Raw genomic sequence first — 14,675 nt, 5'->3', positions numbered from 1 at the left:
TCAGGCGGCCCCGCCGGGCACGTCGCTCGACCAGCGACGCGCCCGGCCCGCCCCGAGCCGGGCGGGGCTCACCTCGCGCACGGCGACGCGGCGTCCCAGCAGGTGCCCGACGGCGTCCCCCGCGGCGCGCGCGGCCCTGGCCCCGGCGTCACCGGGCGCGTCGGGGACGACGTCGAGCACCACGCTCCCGTCAGCCGCCTGGTGGAGCTGCCACGCGGCCATGCCGTGGGCCTGGAGGTGCTGGGCGGCGTCGACCGACGGCACCCAGGCGCCGTCGGGCCGCAGGTAGCGCACGGGCGACCGGCCCTCCAGGTCGTGCAGCTCGACCTGGTCACCGCGCCGCACGATCCGCGCGCGATCGCCGGTGCGGTAGCGCAGCAGCGGCAGGTACGGGTTCTCGTCGACCGTGACGACGACCTCGCCGAGGCCGCCGTCGGGGACGGGCACGCCGTCGTCGTCGAGGATCTCGACCCAGACGCGTCGGCCCCCGACGACGACGAACGGCCCCCCGTCCGTGCGGGCCGCGACCGCGCCCGTCTCGCGCAGCCCGTAGAGGTCGACGACGGGCACGTCCCACGTGGCGTGCAGGCGTGCGCGGGCGACGCCCGACAGGTGCGCGGCCCCGCTGACGAGCGCGACCGGGTGCAGGGCGAGTCCCTCGTGCGCGAGCCGGGCGAGCGCGAGCAGCGGCAGCGGCGAGCTCGACACCACCTGCGGGTCCTGCGCCGCGAGGAACGCCGCACGGTCGCCCGGGCGCGTCCACGCGCCGGGGTCGAGGTTGACGCGCGCCATGGTCGGTGCGGCGACGCCGGGGCCGCGCCGGAACCCGGTCATCGCCGACGCGTACGTGAACGCCTCGCGCTGGTCCACCAGGTTCATCAGGCCCAGGCGGCCGGGCGCGGGCTCCCAGTCCGCGCCCGTGCTCGCGACGAGGTGCTGCAGGAGCACGAGGTCCGCCGCGACGGCCACGGGGTGCAGCGGGACGCGGACCGCCGCGCCCGTGCTGCCGGAGCTCGTGCCCTCGAGCACGCGGCCGAGCGGCACGTCCACCGGCACGAACGACGCCACGTCGTGCCGCAGGTCGTCGCGCGTGACAGGCGGGACCGCGGTGAGCGGTGACCCGGCCCGGCTCTCCCCGCGGTCGCGCGCCCGGCGGTACCGCGGCACGACGGCGTGCGCCCGGTCGACGAGGGCGCCCACCCATGCGGGCGGGGCGGAGGGCGCGGCCGCGACGCCGGAGGGCGCGGCCGGGCCCTCGGCGCGGGTGCCGGGACGGGTGTCGTCGGCGGCCTCGACGCGGGTGCCGGGACGGGTGTCGGCACGGCCCGCGGCGAGGCGGGCCGCGACCTCGTCGAGCACGGGCAGGTCGTCGGGGCGCAGCCGGTCGCCCGTGACGTGGACCCAGGCGGGCGCGGCGGGGTGGTCCCGCACCGCGTCGAGCGCGGCCCGGCCCGCGTCGTCGAGCGTGGGCCAGCGCTCGGCGTCGGTGAGCGCGACCGCGGAGCCCGGGGCGTACTCGTCGAGCGTGAGGTCGGGGGCGTCGTCGGGTGTCGTCATGAGTCCTCGTCAGGAGCTTCGCTAGTAGTTCGCGTACTGCGCGGCGGCCTCCTTGGCGCGCTTCTCCGCGAGCTCGCGTGCGAGCTGCTCGGCGCGGCGCGCCTCCTGCGCCATCTCGCGGGCGATCCGGCGCTGCTCGGCCGTGCTCACGGCCGCCCACCGGTCCGCGGCCACCTCGGGGCTCTCGCCCGCGGGCCGCAGCCCGAGCTCGCGCAGCACGGCGCGGGCCAGCTCCTCGCGCGCCGTCGGCGCGTGCAGCCACTCGTCCGGCGTCCGGAGCAGGGCGAGGGCGGGCACGGTCTGCTCGACGACCCGGACGAGCGCGCCCGGCGTCGCGGCGGCCCGGGACGCGGGCGTGGCGAGCAGGCGCTCGTCGCGCAGCAGCCAGCAGACCGTCCCGGCGAGCGCCGCGTACGGGGCGTGCGTGCACAGCGCCTCGACGGCGGCGCGCTGCGGGCCGCGCAGCACGCCGACCGCGCCGGACCCGGCGAGCAGGTCCGCGGTGTCGCCGACGAGCGCGGCGGCCGCGACCACGGGGTGGTCCAGCACGTCCGGGGGCGTGTCGGCCAGGCGGTGCACGACGTCGGCGAGCGCGGGGCCCTCCACCGTCGGGCGGGCGGGGTCATCGGTCACGGCGGGCTCCTTCCGGTCGGCCGCCCGCTGTCGGGACGCCTGGCGGAGCGCCGGTCGAGGCGCCCCACAGCTCGCGTGCGAAGGCGCGGGCGAACGCGACGAGGTCGTCCTGGGTCTGCACGGCGTGGACCCGGTAGCCCACCGCGTAGTCCCGCACCGTCTCGGCACCCTTCGCCGAGACGTCCAGCACGAGCGTGCCCCCGCCCCCGGCGGCCGCGACGGCGCGCGCCGCGGTGCCCTCGTGGGGCGCCACGAGCTCCGTGTCGGGGCGCGCACCCCAGCGGAGCCGGACGACGTCGTCGAACATCGACACGACGCCGTCGTCGGAGATGACGGCGACGTGGCACGGGCGGGTGCGCGTCGGCGGGGCACCGGTGACCGGGTCGCCGAGGTGCGTGCGCTCCAGGAGCGGGACCGGGAACGACGTCGAGCCGCCGAAGTGCGCGACGACCGCGTCGAGCACGCGGTCCTCGTCGCGCACGAACCCGTCCGTCCCGGCGACCTGCTGCGGCCCGCTCCACGTCGTGGCCTGCACGCGGGCACCCGCACGCAGGGCCGAGAGCGCGAGGACGGCCCCGGCGAGCGCGATCGGCGCGACGCGTCGCGTCGGGTCCGGCATCGAGCCGGACGAGTCGAGGTAGAGGTCGAGGTCGACGGGGACGCGGTCGGGCTCGTCGCCCGCGTCCTCGTCGACCGACCGGCGCACGGTCGTGAACCCCGGCACGACGACGGGCGAGCGCAGCAGCGTCCCGGTCCAGTCCACGTCGCCCAGCTCGTCGCCCACGTCCCACTGCTCGTGCGCGCCGAGCAGCGGCTCGGTGGCGCGCACGTGCTCGCGCACGGGGAACGGGACGAGCAGGGGCGCGGCGTGCTCGCGGTACCAGCGCCGGGCGGACGCCGCAGCGTCCGTCGTGAGCCCGAGCAGCCGGAGCGTCGCGTCGTAGTCCGCCGGCGCGAGGGCCTGGCCGGTCGCGTCGTGCGCGCCCTCGCCGTCCGTCCCGGGCGCGTGGTGCGCGGCGTCCGTCACGGGGTCTTCCTCCGCGCCCAGCCCGAGGTCCCCGACGACGCGCGGGTCGAGCGCGGGGTGCCGCACCGGCTCGACGGCGCGCGGGTCCGTCGCGAGCCCGCCGGGCACCGCCCCGGCCACCTCGTCCTGCCCGCAGACGACCTGGGGCAGCGTGGACCGCCGCCGCTGGAGGTGCCGCCGGCGGACCTCGCGGTCGCCGCGCTCGGGCCGGGCCCGGCGGCGGGGGTCCTGCGCGGTGGCCAGCGTCCCCGCCTCGGTCGCGAGCAGCGTGCGCAGCAGCGTGGCGAACCCCGCGGCGCCGCCGACGGGGTCGTCGGCGTAGGCCCGCACGAGCCGCGCGACGAGCGCCGCCTCGCGCTCGGCCACCGGGACGTCGGACGCGGTGAGGTCGCCGCGCGGCAGGCCCCACAGGATCTCGTCCGCGCGCAGCACGGTCTGCATGACCACGCTCGTCCCCGGCCCGAGCGCGCGCCACAGACCGGCGAGGTCGATCCCGGCGCGGCGCTGCAGCCGGTCGTTGACGAGCAGGTCGCTCCACAGGTTCGCGGTGAGCGGCGCGAGCTGGTCCTGGTCCACGAGCCCGGCGCGCGTGCGCGCGACGAGGAGCGCGCTCGTCGTGAGGTCGCCGGGGGAGAGCACGTGGTGACCCACCTCGTGCGCGAGGACCGCGACCGCGTGGTCCTCGATCCCCAGCGCCACGACCTCGGCGAGGTCCACGTGCACGCTCACGCGGGTCGTCGAGAACCACGCGAACGACCCGACCCCCTCCGGGACGGTGCCGGGTCCGTGCAGCGTCGGGGCGCCGAGGCGCGTGAACCGGCCCCAGGCCGCGAGCGCCTCGGGCCACGCGGCCTGCCACCGCTGACGCAGCGCCCCGAGGTCGGCGCGAGGTCGCTCGTCGGGCAGCGCCCCGACGGGTTCCGGCGTCGGCACGCTCACCGGGGCCACCGCACGAGGAGGACGTCGTACGAGCCGGTCCGGCTCAGCAGCGCGAGCCGGCCTGACGGCGTCTCGACCACCGCGGCGCCGCTGACGTCGGTCAGGGCCGCGTCGGGCGCCGGGCCGGGCGCGCGTCGTCCGGCGGGACCGTGGTCCGACCCGTGGAGGCCCTGGTCGTCGACGTCGGCGCGGGGCGGCGTGACCGCGCCCGCGGCGTGGTCGCCGGCGCCCGGGGCGCGCGCGACGAACGCGCCGTGGACGTCCGCGACGAGCGTCCACTCCACCGTCTCGGCGCCGACGGTCGCGGCGTCCGCCGCGGCGCCCACGGCGGCCGGCACGCCGTCGCCGGTCGAGAGCAGCACCCAGCGCAGGCCGGGGTGACGCGCGTCGGTGCCGACCACCAGCGCGGGCGACAGCCACGGCCCGCCGAACCCGCGGAAGCCGCCGAAGCGACCCAGGACCTGGGCGGGCCCGGGAGCGCCCGGGAGCAGGACCCACCGTGCCCTGGCGGGCTCGTCGCCCGGCCCGACGGCGGGCCACCACCACGGGTCCGCGGCGTGGCGGTCGAGCACGGCCCGCAGGTCCGCGGCGTCGACCGTCCCGACCGGCCCGGAAGCCCCGCCCGCCCCGGACGCAGGGAGCGAGAGCGCGGCCCGCGCGACCGGCTCCGGGAGCGACCGCGCGGCGTCGAGCGCCGCGTCCCGGTAGCGCACGAGCCCGCTGCGCCACGCCGCGACGAGCACCGCGCCCCGGACCGTGCCCGCCGTCGGTACGTCCTGCCCCGCGGCGGGTGACGCCGCGGCGGCGGCGACCACGCGTTCCGCCCACGCCGTCACGTCGCCGCGCGAGCCGGGCCCGCCGCCGACGGCGCGCGCGGCGTCCACGACGGCCGCGACCGTGGCCGCGGGGGCGAGGGCGAGCCACGGCGCGAGCCGCGGGACGACGTCGAGGAGCGCACGTCGCTCCGGTGCGCCAGGACGCCAGCGACGCGCGGCGGCGAGCCGCGCGAGCGCGTCGACGAGCGCGTCGCACGTCGCCGCGAACGCGTCCGCACCGAGCTGCCGGGCGAGCGGGTCCGCGGCCGCGGCCACCTCCCGCACCGCGTCGGCCAGGCCGTCGCGGTCCGCGCCGTGCGCGAGGGCCCGCGCGAGGACGGCGTCGTACCGCGCGCGCTCCGCGAGGGCGCGGGCGGCGAACGTCGGGCGGACCCCGGGACCCGCGTCCTCGGCCGACGGCGGGCGGCCGCCGTCGGGCAGCGTCACGCGCCGCTCCAGCGCAGCCAGGTGAGGTAGTTCGTGTACCGCTGGTGGGCGTACTTGAGCGCGAGCGCGTCCTCGTACACGTGGCCGTGCAGCTTGGCGTGCTTCTCCCACGACGCGAGCACGTGCTCGATCCGGGCGAGCCGGCGCAGCACCTCCGCCTCGGGCAGCCCCTCGAACCCGGCCGCGACGTCCGCGAGGACCGCCCCGACGTCGTCCTGGTCGTCGAGGCCGGCGGCGTCGTACTGGCGGCACGCCGTGTCGAAGAGGTCGCGAATCCACGACACGCGGTCCGAGCGCAGCGGCTCGCGCTCGCGGTCGTCGAACGGGGCCGACTGCAGGTCGGGGAGCAGCTTGTCGTGCAGCACGAACGGGAGCACCGCGCGCAGGTCGGCGAGCTCCACCTCGGCGTCCCCGCGGAAGTACGCCATCGCCTTCGCGTACGCGACGAGCGACTGCAGCGCGCGCACCGACAGGCCGTTGAGGGTCTGCGCCCCCACGTCGCCCAGGCGGTCGCGGCCCGTGTCCGCCGTCGCCACGAGGTGCGGGTCCACGCCCGCGACGCGCGCCGTGTCCTTCGTCCGGTACTCGAACTGCCACCCCGCGCGCTCCAGCACCTCGAGCTGGCTCGCGAAGAACTCGAGGCGACGGCGCACCGGCTCCGGGAACGGGACGGCGAGGATCGCGGCGTGCAGCGTGTCGTGCTCGGCGGCGTCGAACACGATCTCCGGCGGCACGTTCTCCTCCGGGCGCACGCGCCGCTCGGCCCGGGCCACGAGGTCGCCGAGGAAGCGGTTGTTGAACGGCAGCGCGTGCACGACGACGTCGATGCGGTCTCGCAGCGCGTCGACCACCTGGTACGTGCCGCCGCCCGCGTCGTCGTTCGCCGTGAGGTACCAGGCGGCATCGCCCGTCTCGTACACCTGGTCGTACACCTCGACGTACCCGTCCGCGAGCACCGTGAGCAGCGCCGACTGCGTGCGCGTCGGGATGCGGTTGTACTCGTCGACGATCTTCACGCGCATGCCCAGCCACGACCGCCACGCGACGTCCACGTCCGCGAGGCTGTCCGCCTGCACCAGATCCTTGGGGAGCGGCGTGCCGAACAGGTCCGACACCGTGAGCTGCGGGTGCCCGTGCTGCATCGCGCGGCGCACGTCGCGCACCGGGTAGCCGGCGAGGACGCCCATGAGCACGGCGCTCGCGGTCTTCCCGCGGCCCGGCCCGCCGATCATGAGGCACCGCCCGCGCACGGCGAACGTCAGGAGCGGCAGCAGCACGAAGCTCGAGTACGACTGGTCGCTCGGCAGCGTGAGGAGCGCCTTCGAGTCGCCGAGGCGGAAGCTCGTCTCCCGCGCGCCGGGCGCCGCGAACTCGACGTCGTAGTGCGGGCTGATGATCGCGTGGTTGACGACCCAGAAGTACGCCTGGCGCAGCTTCTCGTCGAGCGGCAGCCCGCCCCGGGCCGCGCCGTCGTCGGGGCCGGCCCCGGCGACGGGCGTGCCGAACAGGTCGTCGACGCCCAGGGCGAACGGGTTGCGCCCGTCGGCCTGCCCCGCGGGCTGCGGCCGGGTCGGCGCGGAGGACACGTGCTCGAGATCGGTCACGGGCCGATCCTGCCACCGTCGTCCGCGGGTCGTGGGGACGTCCGTGCCGGGTCCGTGGGGCTCGCCGGGGCGGGGCCGGGGATCAGAAGGCGTCGGTGCCGGCCTGGGGGAGCGGGTCGGCGACGTGGCGCGGGGTGGCGAGCAGCGGCCCGACGGCGGCCAGCGCCTGGGCGAGCCGGCTCGCCCGGTCGCCGCTCACCTCGAACCACGGGACGCCGGGGCGGGCACCGTCCGGCGTCGGCAGCTCGGCGGGGCCGAGGTGGCGCACCACGTCGGCCGGGTCCGCCAGGCGCGGGCCGGTCGCGGCGAGGACCTCGCGGAACCGGTTCTGCATCGCGTGCCGCACGTGCTCGCCGTCGCGCAGGCCGTCCTGGACGAACGGGATCTCGTCGCCCGTGAGGACGTAGAGGTCGGGGCGCCGGGCGGCGGCGAGCGCCTCGACGCTCGGGGAGCGGTGCCCCACGTAGCGCTCGTGCCACAGGGTCGTGGCGAGCACGTCGGTGTCGCACACGAGGAGCGGGACGGGCGACACGGCGGCGGCGTCGTCCTCGCGCCGGGCCTGCTCGCGCGCGACGAGGTCGAACTCGGCGGTGTGCCACGGCGCGGCGAGGCCGCCGGGCCGGACCTCGGACCACTCGCGCCCGAACTCCAGCACGGGGTCGAGCCCGAGGTGGGCGGCGAGGTCGGCGGCGAGCGTCGTCGAGCCGGTGGACTCGGCGCCGAGCACGACGACGCGCCGCACGTACCAGGACCGGACCGGCGCGGGCAGCGCCCACCAGTGTGCCGCGGGGTCGGCGCGGACCGCGGACCCGGACACGGGCAGGTGCCGGCGGTCGGGGTCCACCTGGACCCACGTGGCGTCGAAGCGTCGCGCGAGCTCGACGCCGTACCGGTCGGAGGTGAGCACCGCGTCGACGGGCGGGTCGTCGGGGTCGAGCAGCGACCGCATGACCTTCACGTGCTCGTCCCACGCGTGGGGGTCGGCGTAGTCGACGGGGGCGTCGTCGAGCCCGTGGACGACGCGGGCGCCCGGGACCTCGGCGCGCAGCCACGCCGCCCGGGTCTCGGCGGGGATCGACTCGCTCGTCGAGGCGAGCACCTGCACGGTGACGCGCTCGCAGCGCGCGAGCGCGGTGCGGACGAGGTGCACGTGCCCGGCGTGCGGCGGGTAGAACTTGCCGATGACGAGGCCGTGGGCGAGCCGCGTCACCGGGCCGGCTCCGCGTCGTCGGGCACGGGGGCCGGCCCGACGGCTCCGGGCTCGGCGAGGCCCGCGCCGTCGCCCGCGCCGTCGCCCGCGCCGTCGTCCGTGGGCGCCCCGGCGCGCGGCGTGCGCAGGGCGGCGGACCACTCCCGCAGGCCCTGCACGCACAGCGCCACGAACCCGACGTAGAGCGCGGCGGTGAGCCACAGGCCCTGGCTCGCGTAGAGCCCGACGAGCACGACGTCCGTCGCGATCCAGACCCACCAGTTCCCGATCCACTTGCGCCCGAGCATCGTCTGCGCGAGCAGGCTCGACGACGTCGTCAGCGCGTCCCAGAACGGCACCGCGGAGTCGGTCCAGGTCGTGAGGACGGCGACGAGCGCGGCCGTGGTCGCCGCGGCGGCGACCAGCCCGACCACCCACGCCGCGCGCGGCGTCCGGTGCACCACGAGGCGTCCCCGGTCGGCGCCGCCACGCAGCCACCAGTACCAGCCGAGCGCGCCGAGCACGAGGTACACGACCTGCAGCCCCGCGTTCGCGTACAGGCCCGCGCCGGTGAACAGCACGAGGAACACCACGTTGTTGGCCAGCCCGACGGGGAACGTCCACACGTTCTGCCGCACCGCGAGCCACACGCACGCGGCGCCCGTGACGAACCCCAGGATCTCCTCGACGCTCACGGGCGCACACTCTACGGGCGCGCCCCCCAGAGCCCGGGCGGTGCTCGTGCGGCGGCACCGCGACCTCGGCACCTGCGGTCGAGATCGGCGACTGCGATCGCCGATCTCGACTGCGATCGCCGATCTTGACCGGGACTGCCGATCTCGCGGCACTGTGACGTGTGCCGCGCTCGGGGGCAGGTGGGCCCGCGGGGCGTTACGGTCGGGACGAGCCCGGGTCCCTCCCGGGTACCCCGACGTCGAAGGAGATCTCGTATGCCCACGCGTATCGCTCGTACCGCCTGGAACGGTGGCCTGCAGGACGGTCAGGGCCAGGTCGAGCTGTCGAGCTCGAAGGTCGGCACGTACGACGTCTCGTTCCCGCGCCGCGCCGCGGACGACGCGGGCGGCGTCACGAGCCCCGAGGAGCTCATCGCCGCCGCGCACTCGTCCTGCTACGCCATGCAGTTCTCGGCGCTGCTCGGCGAGGCCGGCGCGACGCCCGTCTCGCTCGAGGTGACCGCCGAGGTCACGCTCGCGCCGGACCCCGCGGGCGGCTTCCAGATCCCGACGATCGCGCTCACGGTCCGCGGCGAGGTCGAGGGCATCGACGAGGCCGGGTTCCAGCAGGCGGCCGAGGCGGCCAAGGCGACCTGCCCCGTGTCGAAGGCGCTCGCGGGCGTCCCCACGATCACGCTGGACGCCGCTCTCGAGAGCTGACGCCCGCGCGCCCGCGCGCCGAGCACGACATGAGGGTCGCTATCCGTGGGATAGCGACCCTCATGTCGTGCTCGGCGCGCGGGCGCGCAGCCCGGGTGACTTCAGCGGGGGAGGAGCGGCGGGGTCGAGGTCCCGGCGCCGTCACGGATCCCGTCGACGAGCTCGGCGAGCGTGTCCTGCGCGCCGTGGACCGGGTGCCACCGCAGGAGCTCCCCGGCGAGGCTCGTGTCCAGCACGGGGACGCGCATCGCCATGTCGAGCCAGCCCTCGCCCACCGGGGCCAGGCGCGCCCGCCACGCGGCCGCGACGGCGGTCCGGGCCGTCCCGTAGGGGACGGTGCGCAGCGAGCCGTCGGCGACGACGTCCGCCACGTCCTGCGGCGTCAGCACCGTGGGGTGGGCGACGTTGAACGGCCCGGGGTGCCGGCCGACCACGATGCGCGCGTACGCCTCGGCCGCGTCCTCGGCGTGCACCACCTGGAGGCGCAGCCCCTCGGGTAGGGGGACGGCGGGCAGGGGGGAGCGGCGGAGCGCGCGCGTGCCGAGCGGGCCGAGGAAGTACCGCGCGATCTCGGAGGCGGCGTCGCGCTGGAACATCAGCGCCGAGCGCACGCGCGAGACGACGATCCCGCTCCGGCGGTCGAGGTCGTCGAGCAGCGTCTCGACGGCCGCCTTGTCCTCGGAGTACGACGAGCCGGGGATCCCCTCGACGGGCCAGCCCTCGTTGACCGGCGTGTCGCGCGCGTCGCCCGCGTACGGGGCGGGCGAGTAGGCGCCGACGGACGACGCGACGACGAGGTGCGCGACGCCGGCCCGCTGCGCCGCCTCGACGACGCGGCGCGTGCCCTCGACGTTGACGCGGCGCAGGCGCTTGCGGTCGTGGCTCGGCTGGACCGCCCACGCGAGGTGCACGACGACGTCCGCTCCCGCCAGCGCGGCGTCGAGCCGCTCGTCCGCGTCGGCGGCGGCGACGTCCGCGTACCGCCACGTCGCCGCGTCGTGCGGGGCGCGCACGGTGCTCGACCCGTCGGCGCGCGGCACGCGCCGCGCGACCGCGACGAGGGACGTCACGACGGGTTCGGCCGCGAGCCGACGCAGCACCGCCGTGCCGACGTTCCCGCTCGCCCCGACGACCACCACGCGCATGCGCTGCCTCCCGACCTCGTCCGCCCGCCCTGTGTCCGTGTGGCGGGCGCTCTCCCGACGCTAGCCCGCCGCGCCCGAGTTCGCCCGGGCGATGGCGAGGACGGCTCCGCGCGCGGGCTCGGGGAGCTCGGGCACGAGGACGACCGCGCTCGCCAGGACGAGCCGCTCGATCTCCGCGCGGGACAGGTCGCTCCCGCCGAGCCACGCCGCGGTGACGTTCTCGACGAGCGCGACCCAGCCCGCGGCGATCAGCCGGAGGCGTGGTGACGTGAGCGGCGCGCCGGACGTCGCGGAGACCGTGGTGGTCAGCCGGGCGACGAGTCCCTCGCGGACGCGCGCGAGCGCCTCCTGCGTCGCGTCGTCCTCGGCGAGCGCGCCGCGCCACAGGTCCTGCCAGACGAGGCGCCGGGCCTCGACCGCGTCGAGGAACGACCCGACGGCGAGCGCCGGACGCTCGGCGAGGGGACGATCGTCCGGTGCGACGGTCGCCGCCTCGAGCCCCGCCACGGCCTCGAGCGCGACGGCCCGGCGCAGTCCGGCGGTGGACCCGAAGTAGTGGAAGACGAGCGCCTTGGACGCTCCCGACCGCGCGGCCACGACCGCGGGGGTGAGGGACTCCAGGCCGTGCTCGTCGGCCTGCCGCGCGGCGGCGTCGAGCAGCTCGCGGCGACGGTCGGCGGGCTCGCGGCGGCGGCGCGCACCGGGTGGCGGGCTCGCCGCGTCGGCCGGGGCAGCGGGAGAGGGGGCGGGCGTGCGGGGCATGACCTCCGTTGTACGCCGTTGTTGACCGCGAGTCAACAAGAGGCGTAGCGTTGTTGACCGCGAGTCAACGGCGTCCTCGGTGAGGACCGGGGACCCACGAGAAGGAAGAGCCGGGATGCAGATCACGCTGACGGACGTCCGCGTCGACGGGCGGCGCGAGCCGATGCTCGAGCCCATGGACCTCGCCTGGTCCACGGGCGAGAGCGTGCTCGTCGCGGGCGAGCCCGGGCACGGGCACACCGCCCTCGCCCTCGTCGCCACGGGACGGTTCGACCCGTCCGCGGGCGAGGTCCGGCTCCAGCCCGCGAGCACGCCGTCGCGTCGCAGCGGGCGCTCGTCCCGCGGCGCCGCCGCCACCCTGCGCGACGTGACCGCCGTCGTCGACGTCCCCGGCATCAGCGAGCCCGACGACGCGCTCACCGTGGCCGACGTCGTCGCCGAGGGCCTCGCGCTCGCCGGCCGCCGCTCGCTGCCCTCCGACGTGACGCGCTGGCTCGCCGACCACTCGCTCACCGCCGACCGCTCCCGGCGCCTCGACCAGGTCCCCGGCGTCGTGCGCACCGCGCTCCTCGCGGCGCTCGCGGCCGAGGACCCCGACGTCCGCTTCCTCGTGCTCACCCTCCCGGACCGCCACGGCGGCGAGCCGTCGGGCTGGTGGGAGGTCGCGCAGTCCCTCGCCGCCGCGGGCTACGGCGTGCTCGTGCAGTGCACGCGCGCCTCGGCCCGCGACCTCGGCGTCGACCTGCCCCCGGCCCGCGGCGCGTCGATCCACGAGCCGCCCGTCGTCGTCCTGCGCACGCGCCCGACCCCGCCCCCCGCCCCTGACCCGGCCCCGGTCGACCCCCCGGACGCCGCCGAACCCGGGATCGCTCCCCAGGCTGGCGACGACCTGAGGAACGATCCCGGGTTCGACGAGCGCGCCGCCGCCGAGAACGACCCCGAGGAGGGCCGATGACCGCGATCCGGCTCGGGCTGTCCGAGCTCCGGCGCCTCGCCGCCGGTACGCTGCCGCGCCTCGCCATCCTCGCGATGGCGCTCATCCCGACGCTCTACGCCGGGCTGTACCTGTTCGCGAACCACGACCCGTACGACAAGCTCGACCAGATCCCCGCCGCCCTCGTCGTGCTCGACGAGGGCACGACGACCACCGACGCCCAGACCGGGGCGACGACGGAGCGCCACTTCGGCCGCGACGTCGCCGACCAGCTCCTCGACGACGGCGGCTTCGGCTGGGTCGAGACGAGCCAGGTGGACGCCGAGTACGGCGTGCGGTCGGGGCGGTACGACGCCGCGCTCGTCATCGGCCCCACGTTCTCCGCCGACCTCGCGTCCGCGGGAGAGTTCGAGCCCCAGCAGGCGAGCCTCACGCTCATCACCAACGACGCGAACAACTACCTTGCGCGCACGATCGCGGACCAGATCGTCGGCAAGGTGCGCGACTCGATCGCGGAACAGGTGGGCACGGAGGCGGCCGACACGTTCCTGCGCGGCTTCGCGTCCATCCACACCAACCTCGCCGACGCCGTGGACGGTGCGGACCAGCTCCTCGACGGCGCGACGCAGCTCCGCGACGGCCTCGTCACGGCGGACGACGGCGCGCACACCCTCGCCGACGGCGCGGGCCAGGCCGCCGACGGCGCCGAGCGTCTCGACGCGAGCACCGGGACGCTCGCGGACGCCGTCGGGCAGCTCGACGACGGCGCGGAGGCGCTCGCGTCCGGGCTCGGCACGCTCCGGGGCGCGACGTCGTCCCTGCCCGCCCAGACCCAGCAGCTTGCCGACGGCGCCGCGCAGGTCGCGGACGGGAACGCGCAGGTCGCGCAGTACGGGCAGCAGGCGGCCGCGGCCGCGGGCGAGGTGCTCCCGACGCTCGACACGATCCGCGGCGACGTCGACGCGCAGCTCGACCAGCTCGTCGCCGACGGCGTCCTCGACCAGGCGACGGCCGACCAGGTGCGGTCGCAGGTCGCGCCCGTGCTCGACCAGCAGCGCGAGCAGGTCCAGGGTGCCGTCGACCAGGTGACCGCCGCGTCCGGCAAGCTCGACCAGCTCGCCGACGGCTCGCGCCAGGTGTCCGACGGCGCGGCCCGGCTCGCGGCCGCGACGCCTCAGCTCACGGCGGGCATCGCGAGCGCGGCGGACGGCGCGGACCGCCTCGCCGACGGCACGGGACAGCTCGCCGCCGCGACCCCGCAGCTCGTGGACGGCGTCTCGCAGCTCGCCGACGGCACGCGCCAGGTGTCCGACGGCGCGACCTCGCTCGCGGACGGGACGTCGCAGCTCCGCAACGGGTCGGGCGAGCTCGTCGACGGCGTCACGCAGCTCCGCGACGGGCTCGCCGAGGGCCTCGGCCAGGTGCCGGACCTCGACGAGCAGACCCGTCAGGACACCGCCGAGACCATCGGGAACCCGGTGTCCGTCGAGAACGAGGCGCTGTCGTCGGCCGGGACGTACGGCGGCGGCCTCGCGCCGTTCTTCCTGTCGCTCGCGACCTGGATCGGCGCCTACGTGCTGTTCCTCCTCGTGCGGCCGCTGTCGTCGCGGGCCCTCGCCGCCGGGCGGTCCGGCCTCGCCACCGCCCTGGGCGGCTGGCTCACCCCGGCCGCGATCGGCGTCGTGCAGGTCGCGGCCATGTTCACCGTGACCAAGTTCGCGCTCGACATCGACCCCGTGCACGGCGTCGGGACCGCGCTGTTCCTCGTGCTCGTCTCCGCGACGTTCGTCGCGATCCTCCAGGCGCTCAACGTCTGGCTCGGCGCCGCGGGCCAGTTCCTCGGGCTCGTCCTCATGCTCGTCCAGCTCGTCACCGCGGGCGGCACGTTCCCGTGGCAGACCATCCCGCAGCCGCTGCGCTCGATGCACCAGTTCCTGCCCATGACGTACGCCGTCGAGGGCCTGCGCCAGCTCCTCTACGGCGGCAACATGGCGACGGTGACGCGCGACGTCACGGTCCTCGTCGTCGTGCTGGTCGCCGCCCTCGCCCTGACCACGATCGCCGCCCGCAAGCAGCGCGTCTGGACGATCAAGAAGCTCCAACCAGAGCTCGTCCTCTGACCCACGAGACCGCGCCCCGGTCCGCCGAGGTAGAGCCCTGGTCCGCCGAGGTAGAGCCCTGGTTGGGCGAGGTAGAGCCGTAGTCACGCGCGGTAGAGCCGTGGTCATG

12 protein-coding genes are annotated in these 14,675 nt (G+C 77.0%); 3 read left to right on the top strand and 9 right to left on the bottom strand.

Annotated features, from left to right (window positions below; genetic code table 11):
- The 7 genes from NHH00_RS15320 to pnuC form a co-directional block, all read right to left on the bottom strand.
- The gene (locus tag NHH00_RS15320) at positions 1 to 1,557 is read right to left on the bottom strand and encodes an AMP-dependent synthetase (protein ID WP_253053829.1); all 1,557 of its coding nucleotides are present in this window, start codon (positions 1,555 to 1,557) and stop codon (positions 1 to 3) included.
- 21 nt (positions 1,558 to 1,578) lie between these two features.
- Positions 1,579 to 2,190, bottom strand: coding sequence for a hypothetical protein (locus NHH00_RS15315; protein ID WP_253053827.1), 612 nt, complete (start codon positions 2,188 to 2,190; stop codon positions 1,579 to 1,581).
- Complete coding sequence (locus NHH00_RS15310; protein WP_253053825.1) at positions 2,180 to 4,156, bottom strand: hypothetical protein; 1,977 nt, start codon at positions 4,154 to 4,156, stop codon at positions 2,180 to 2,182. Before NHH00_RS15310 ends, NHH00_RS15315 begins: the two co-directional genes overlap by 11 nt.
- Positions 4,153 to 5,418, bottom strand: coding sequence for a hypothetical protein (locus NHH00_RS15305; protein WP_253053823.1), 1,266 nt, complete (start codon positions 5,416 to 5,418; stop codon positions 4,153 to 4,155). The genes NHH00_RS15310 and NHH00_RS15305 overlap by 4 nt, the downstream gene beginning before the upstream one ends.
- Positions 5,415 to 7,022 carry an AAA family ATPase gene (locus NHH00_RS15300; protein WP_253053822.1) on the bottom strand — a complete coding sequence of 536 codons (1,608 nt, stop codon included), beginning with the start codon at positions 7,020 to 7,022 and terminating at the stop codon, positions 5,415 to 5,417. Before NHH00_RS15300 ends, NHH00_RS15305 begins: the two co-directional genes overlap by 4 nt.
- An 82-nt stretch (positions 7,023 to 7,104) precedes the next feature.
- A complete protein-coding gene (locus NHH00_RS15295) occupies positions 7,105 to 8,232 on the bottom strand; it encodes an AAA family ATPase (protein ID WP_253053820.1) in 1,128 nt (375 codons plus the stop codon).
- Complete coding sequence (pnuC, locus tag NHH00_RS15290; protein WP_253053818.1) at positions 8,229 to 8,906, bottom strand: nicotinamide riboside transporter PnuC; 678 nt, start codon at positions 8,904 to 8,906, stop codon at positions 8,229 to 8,231. Before pnuC ends, NHH00_RS15295 begins: the two co-directional genes overlap by 4 nt.
- 255 nt (positions 8,907 to 9,161) lie before the next feature.
- Here pnuC and NHH00_RS15285 point away from each other — a divergent pair, with 255 nt between their 5' ends.
- Positions 9,162 to 9,605 (top strand): OsmC family peroxiredoxin, encoded by a 444-nt coding sequence (locus tag NHH00_RS15285; protein ID WP_253053816.1) that lies wholly within the window; start codon positions 9,162 to 9,164, stop codon positions 9,603 to 9,605.
- Between the two features lie 101 nt (positions 9,606 to 9,706).
- Here the strand turns inward: NHH00_RS15285 and NHH00_RS15280 are convergent, their stop codons facing one another.
- Both NHH00_RS15280 and NHH00_RS15275 read right to left on the bottom strand, forming a co-directional pair.
- Positions 9,707 to 10,750: an NAD-dependent epimerase/dehydratase family protein gene (locus tag NHH00_RS15280; protein WP_253053814.1), complete on the bottom strand. Its 1,044-nt coding sequence runs from the start codon at positions 10,748 to 10,750 to the stop codon at positions 9,707 to 9,709.
- A gap of 60 nt (positions 10,751 to 10,810) precedes the next feature.
- Positions 10,811 to 11,512 carry a TetR/AcrR family transcriptional regulator gene (locus tag NHH00_RS15275; RefSeq protein ID WP_253053804.1) on the bottom strand — a complete coding sequence of 234 codons (702 nt, stop codon included), beginning with the start codon at positions 11,510 to 11,512 and terminating at the stop codon, positions 10,811 to 10,813.
- Between the two features lie 115 nt (positions 11,513 to 11,627).
- Here NHH00_RS15275 and NHH00_RS15270 point away from each other — a divergent pair, with 115 nt between their 5' ends.
- Together NHH00_RS15270 and NHH00_RS15265 are read left to right on the top strand one after the other, a co-directional pair.
- A complete protein-coding gene (locus NHH00_RS15270) occupies positions 11,628 to 12,467 on the top strand; it encodes a hypothetical protein (RefSeq protein WP_253053802.1) in 840 nt (279 codons plus the stop codon).
- Positions 12,464 to 14,566, top strand: coding sequence for a YhgE/Pip domain-containing protein (locus NHH00_RS15265; protein ID WP_253053800.1), 2,103 nt, complete (start codon positions 12,464 to 12,466; stop codon positions 14,564 to 14,566). The genes NHH00_RS15270 and NHH00_RS15265 overlap by 4 nt, the downstream gene beginning before the upstream one ends.
- The last annotated feature ends 109 nt before the right edge of the window (positions 14,567 to 14,675 follow it).

This window comes from Cellulosimicrobium cellulans, assembly GCF_024124905.1.
Lineage (GTDB): Bacteria > Actinomycetota > Actinomycetes > Actinomycetales > Cellulomonadaceae > Cellulosimicrobium > Cellulosimicrobium cellulans_G.
Note: the sequence above shows the minus strand (reverse complement) of the source record. Positions and strands in the feature narration are given on the sequence as shown.

What these genes read in the sequence shown, in the direction of transcription:
- NHH00_RS15320 (WP_253053829.1), bottom strand. Translation starts at nt 1,557, where the DNA reads ATGACGACACCCGACGACGCCCCCGACCTCACGCTCGACGAGTACGCC.
- NHH00_RS15285 (WP_253053816.1), top strand. Translation starts at nt 9,162, where the DNA reads ATGCCCACGCGTATCGCTCGTACCGCCTGGAACGGTGGCCTGCAGGAC.
- NHH00_RS15280 (WP_253053814.1), bottom strand. Translation starts at nt 10,750, where the DNA reads ATGCGCGTGGTGGTCGTCGGGGCGAGCGGGAACGTCGGCACGGCGGTG.
- NHH00_RS15275 (WP_253053804.1), bottom strand. Translation starts at nt 11,512, where the DNA reads ATGCCCCGCACGCCCGCCCCCTCTCCCGCTGCCCCGGCCGACGCGGCG.
- NHH00_RS15270 (WP_253053802.1), top strand. Translation starts at nt 11,628, where the DNA reads ATGCAGATCACGCTGACGGACGTCCGCGTCGACGGGCGGCGCGAGCCG.
- NHH00_RS15265 (WP_253053800.1), top strand. Translation starts at nt 12,464, where the DNA reads ATGACCGCGATCCGGCTCGGGCTGTCCGAGCTCCGGCGCCTCGCCGCC.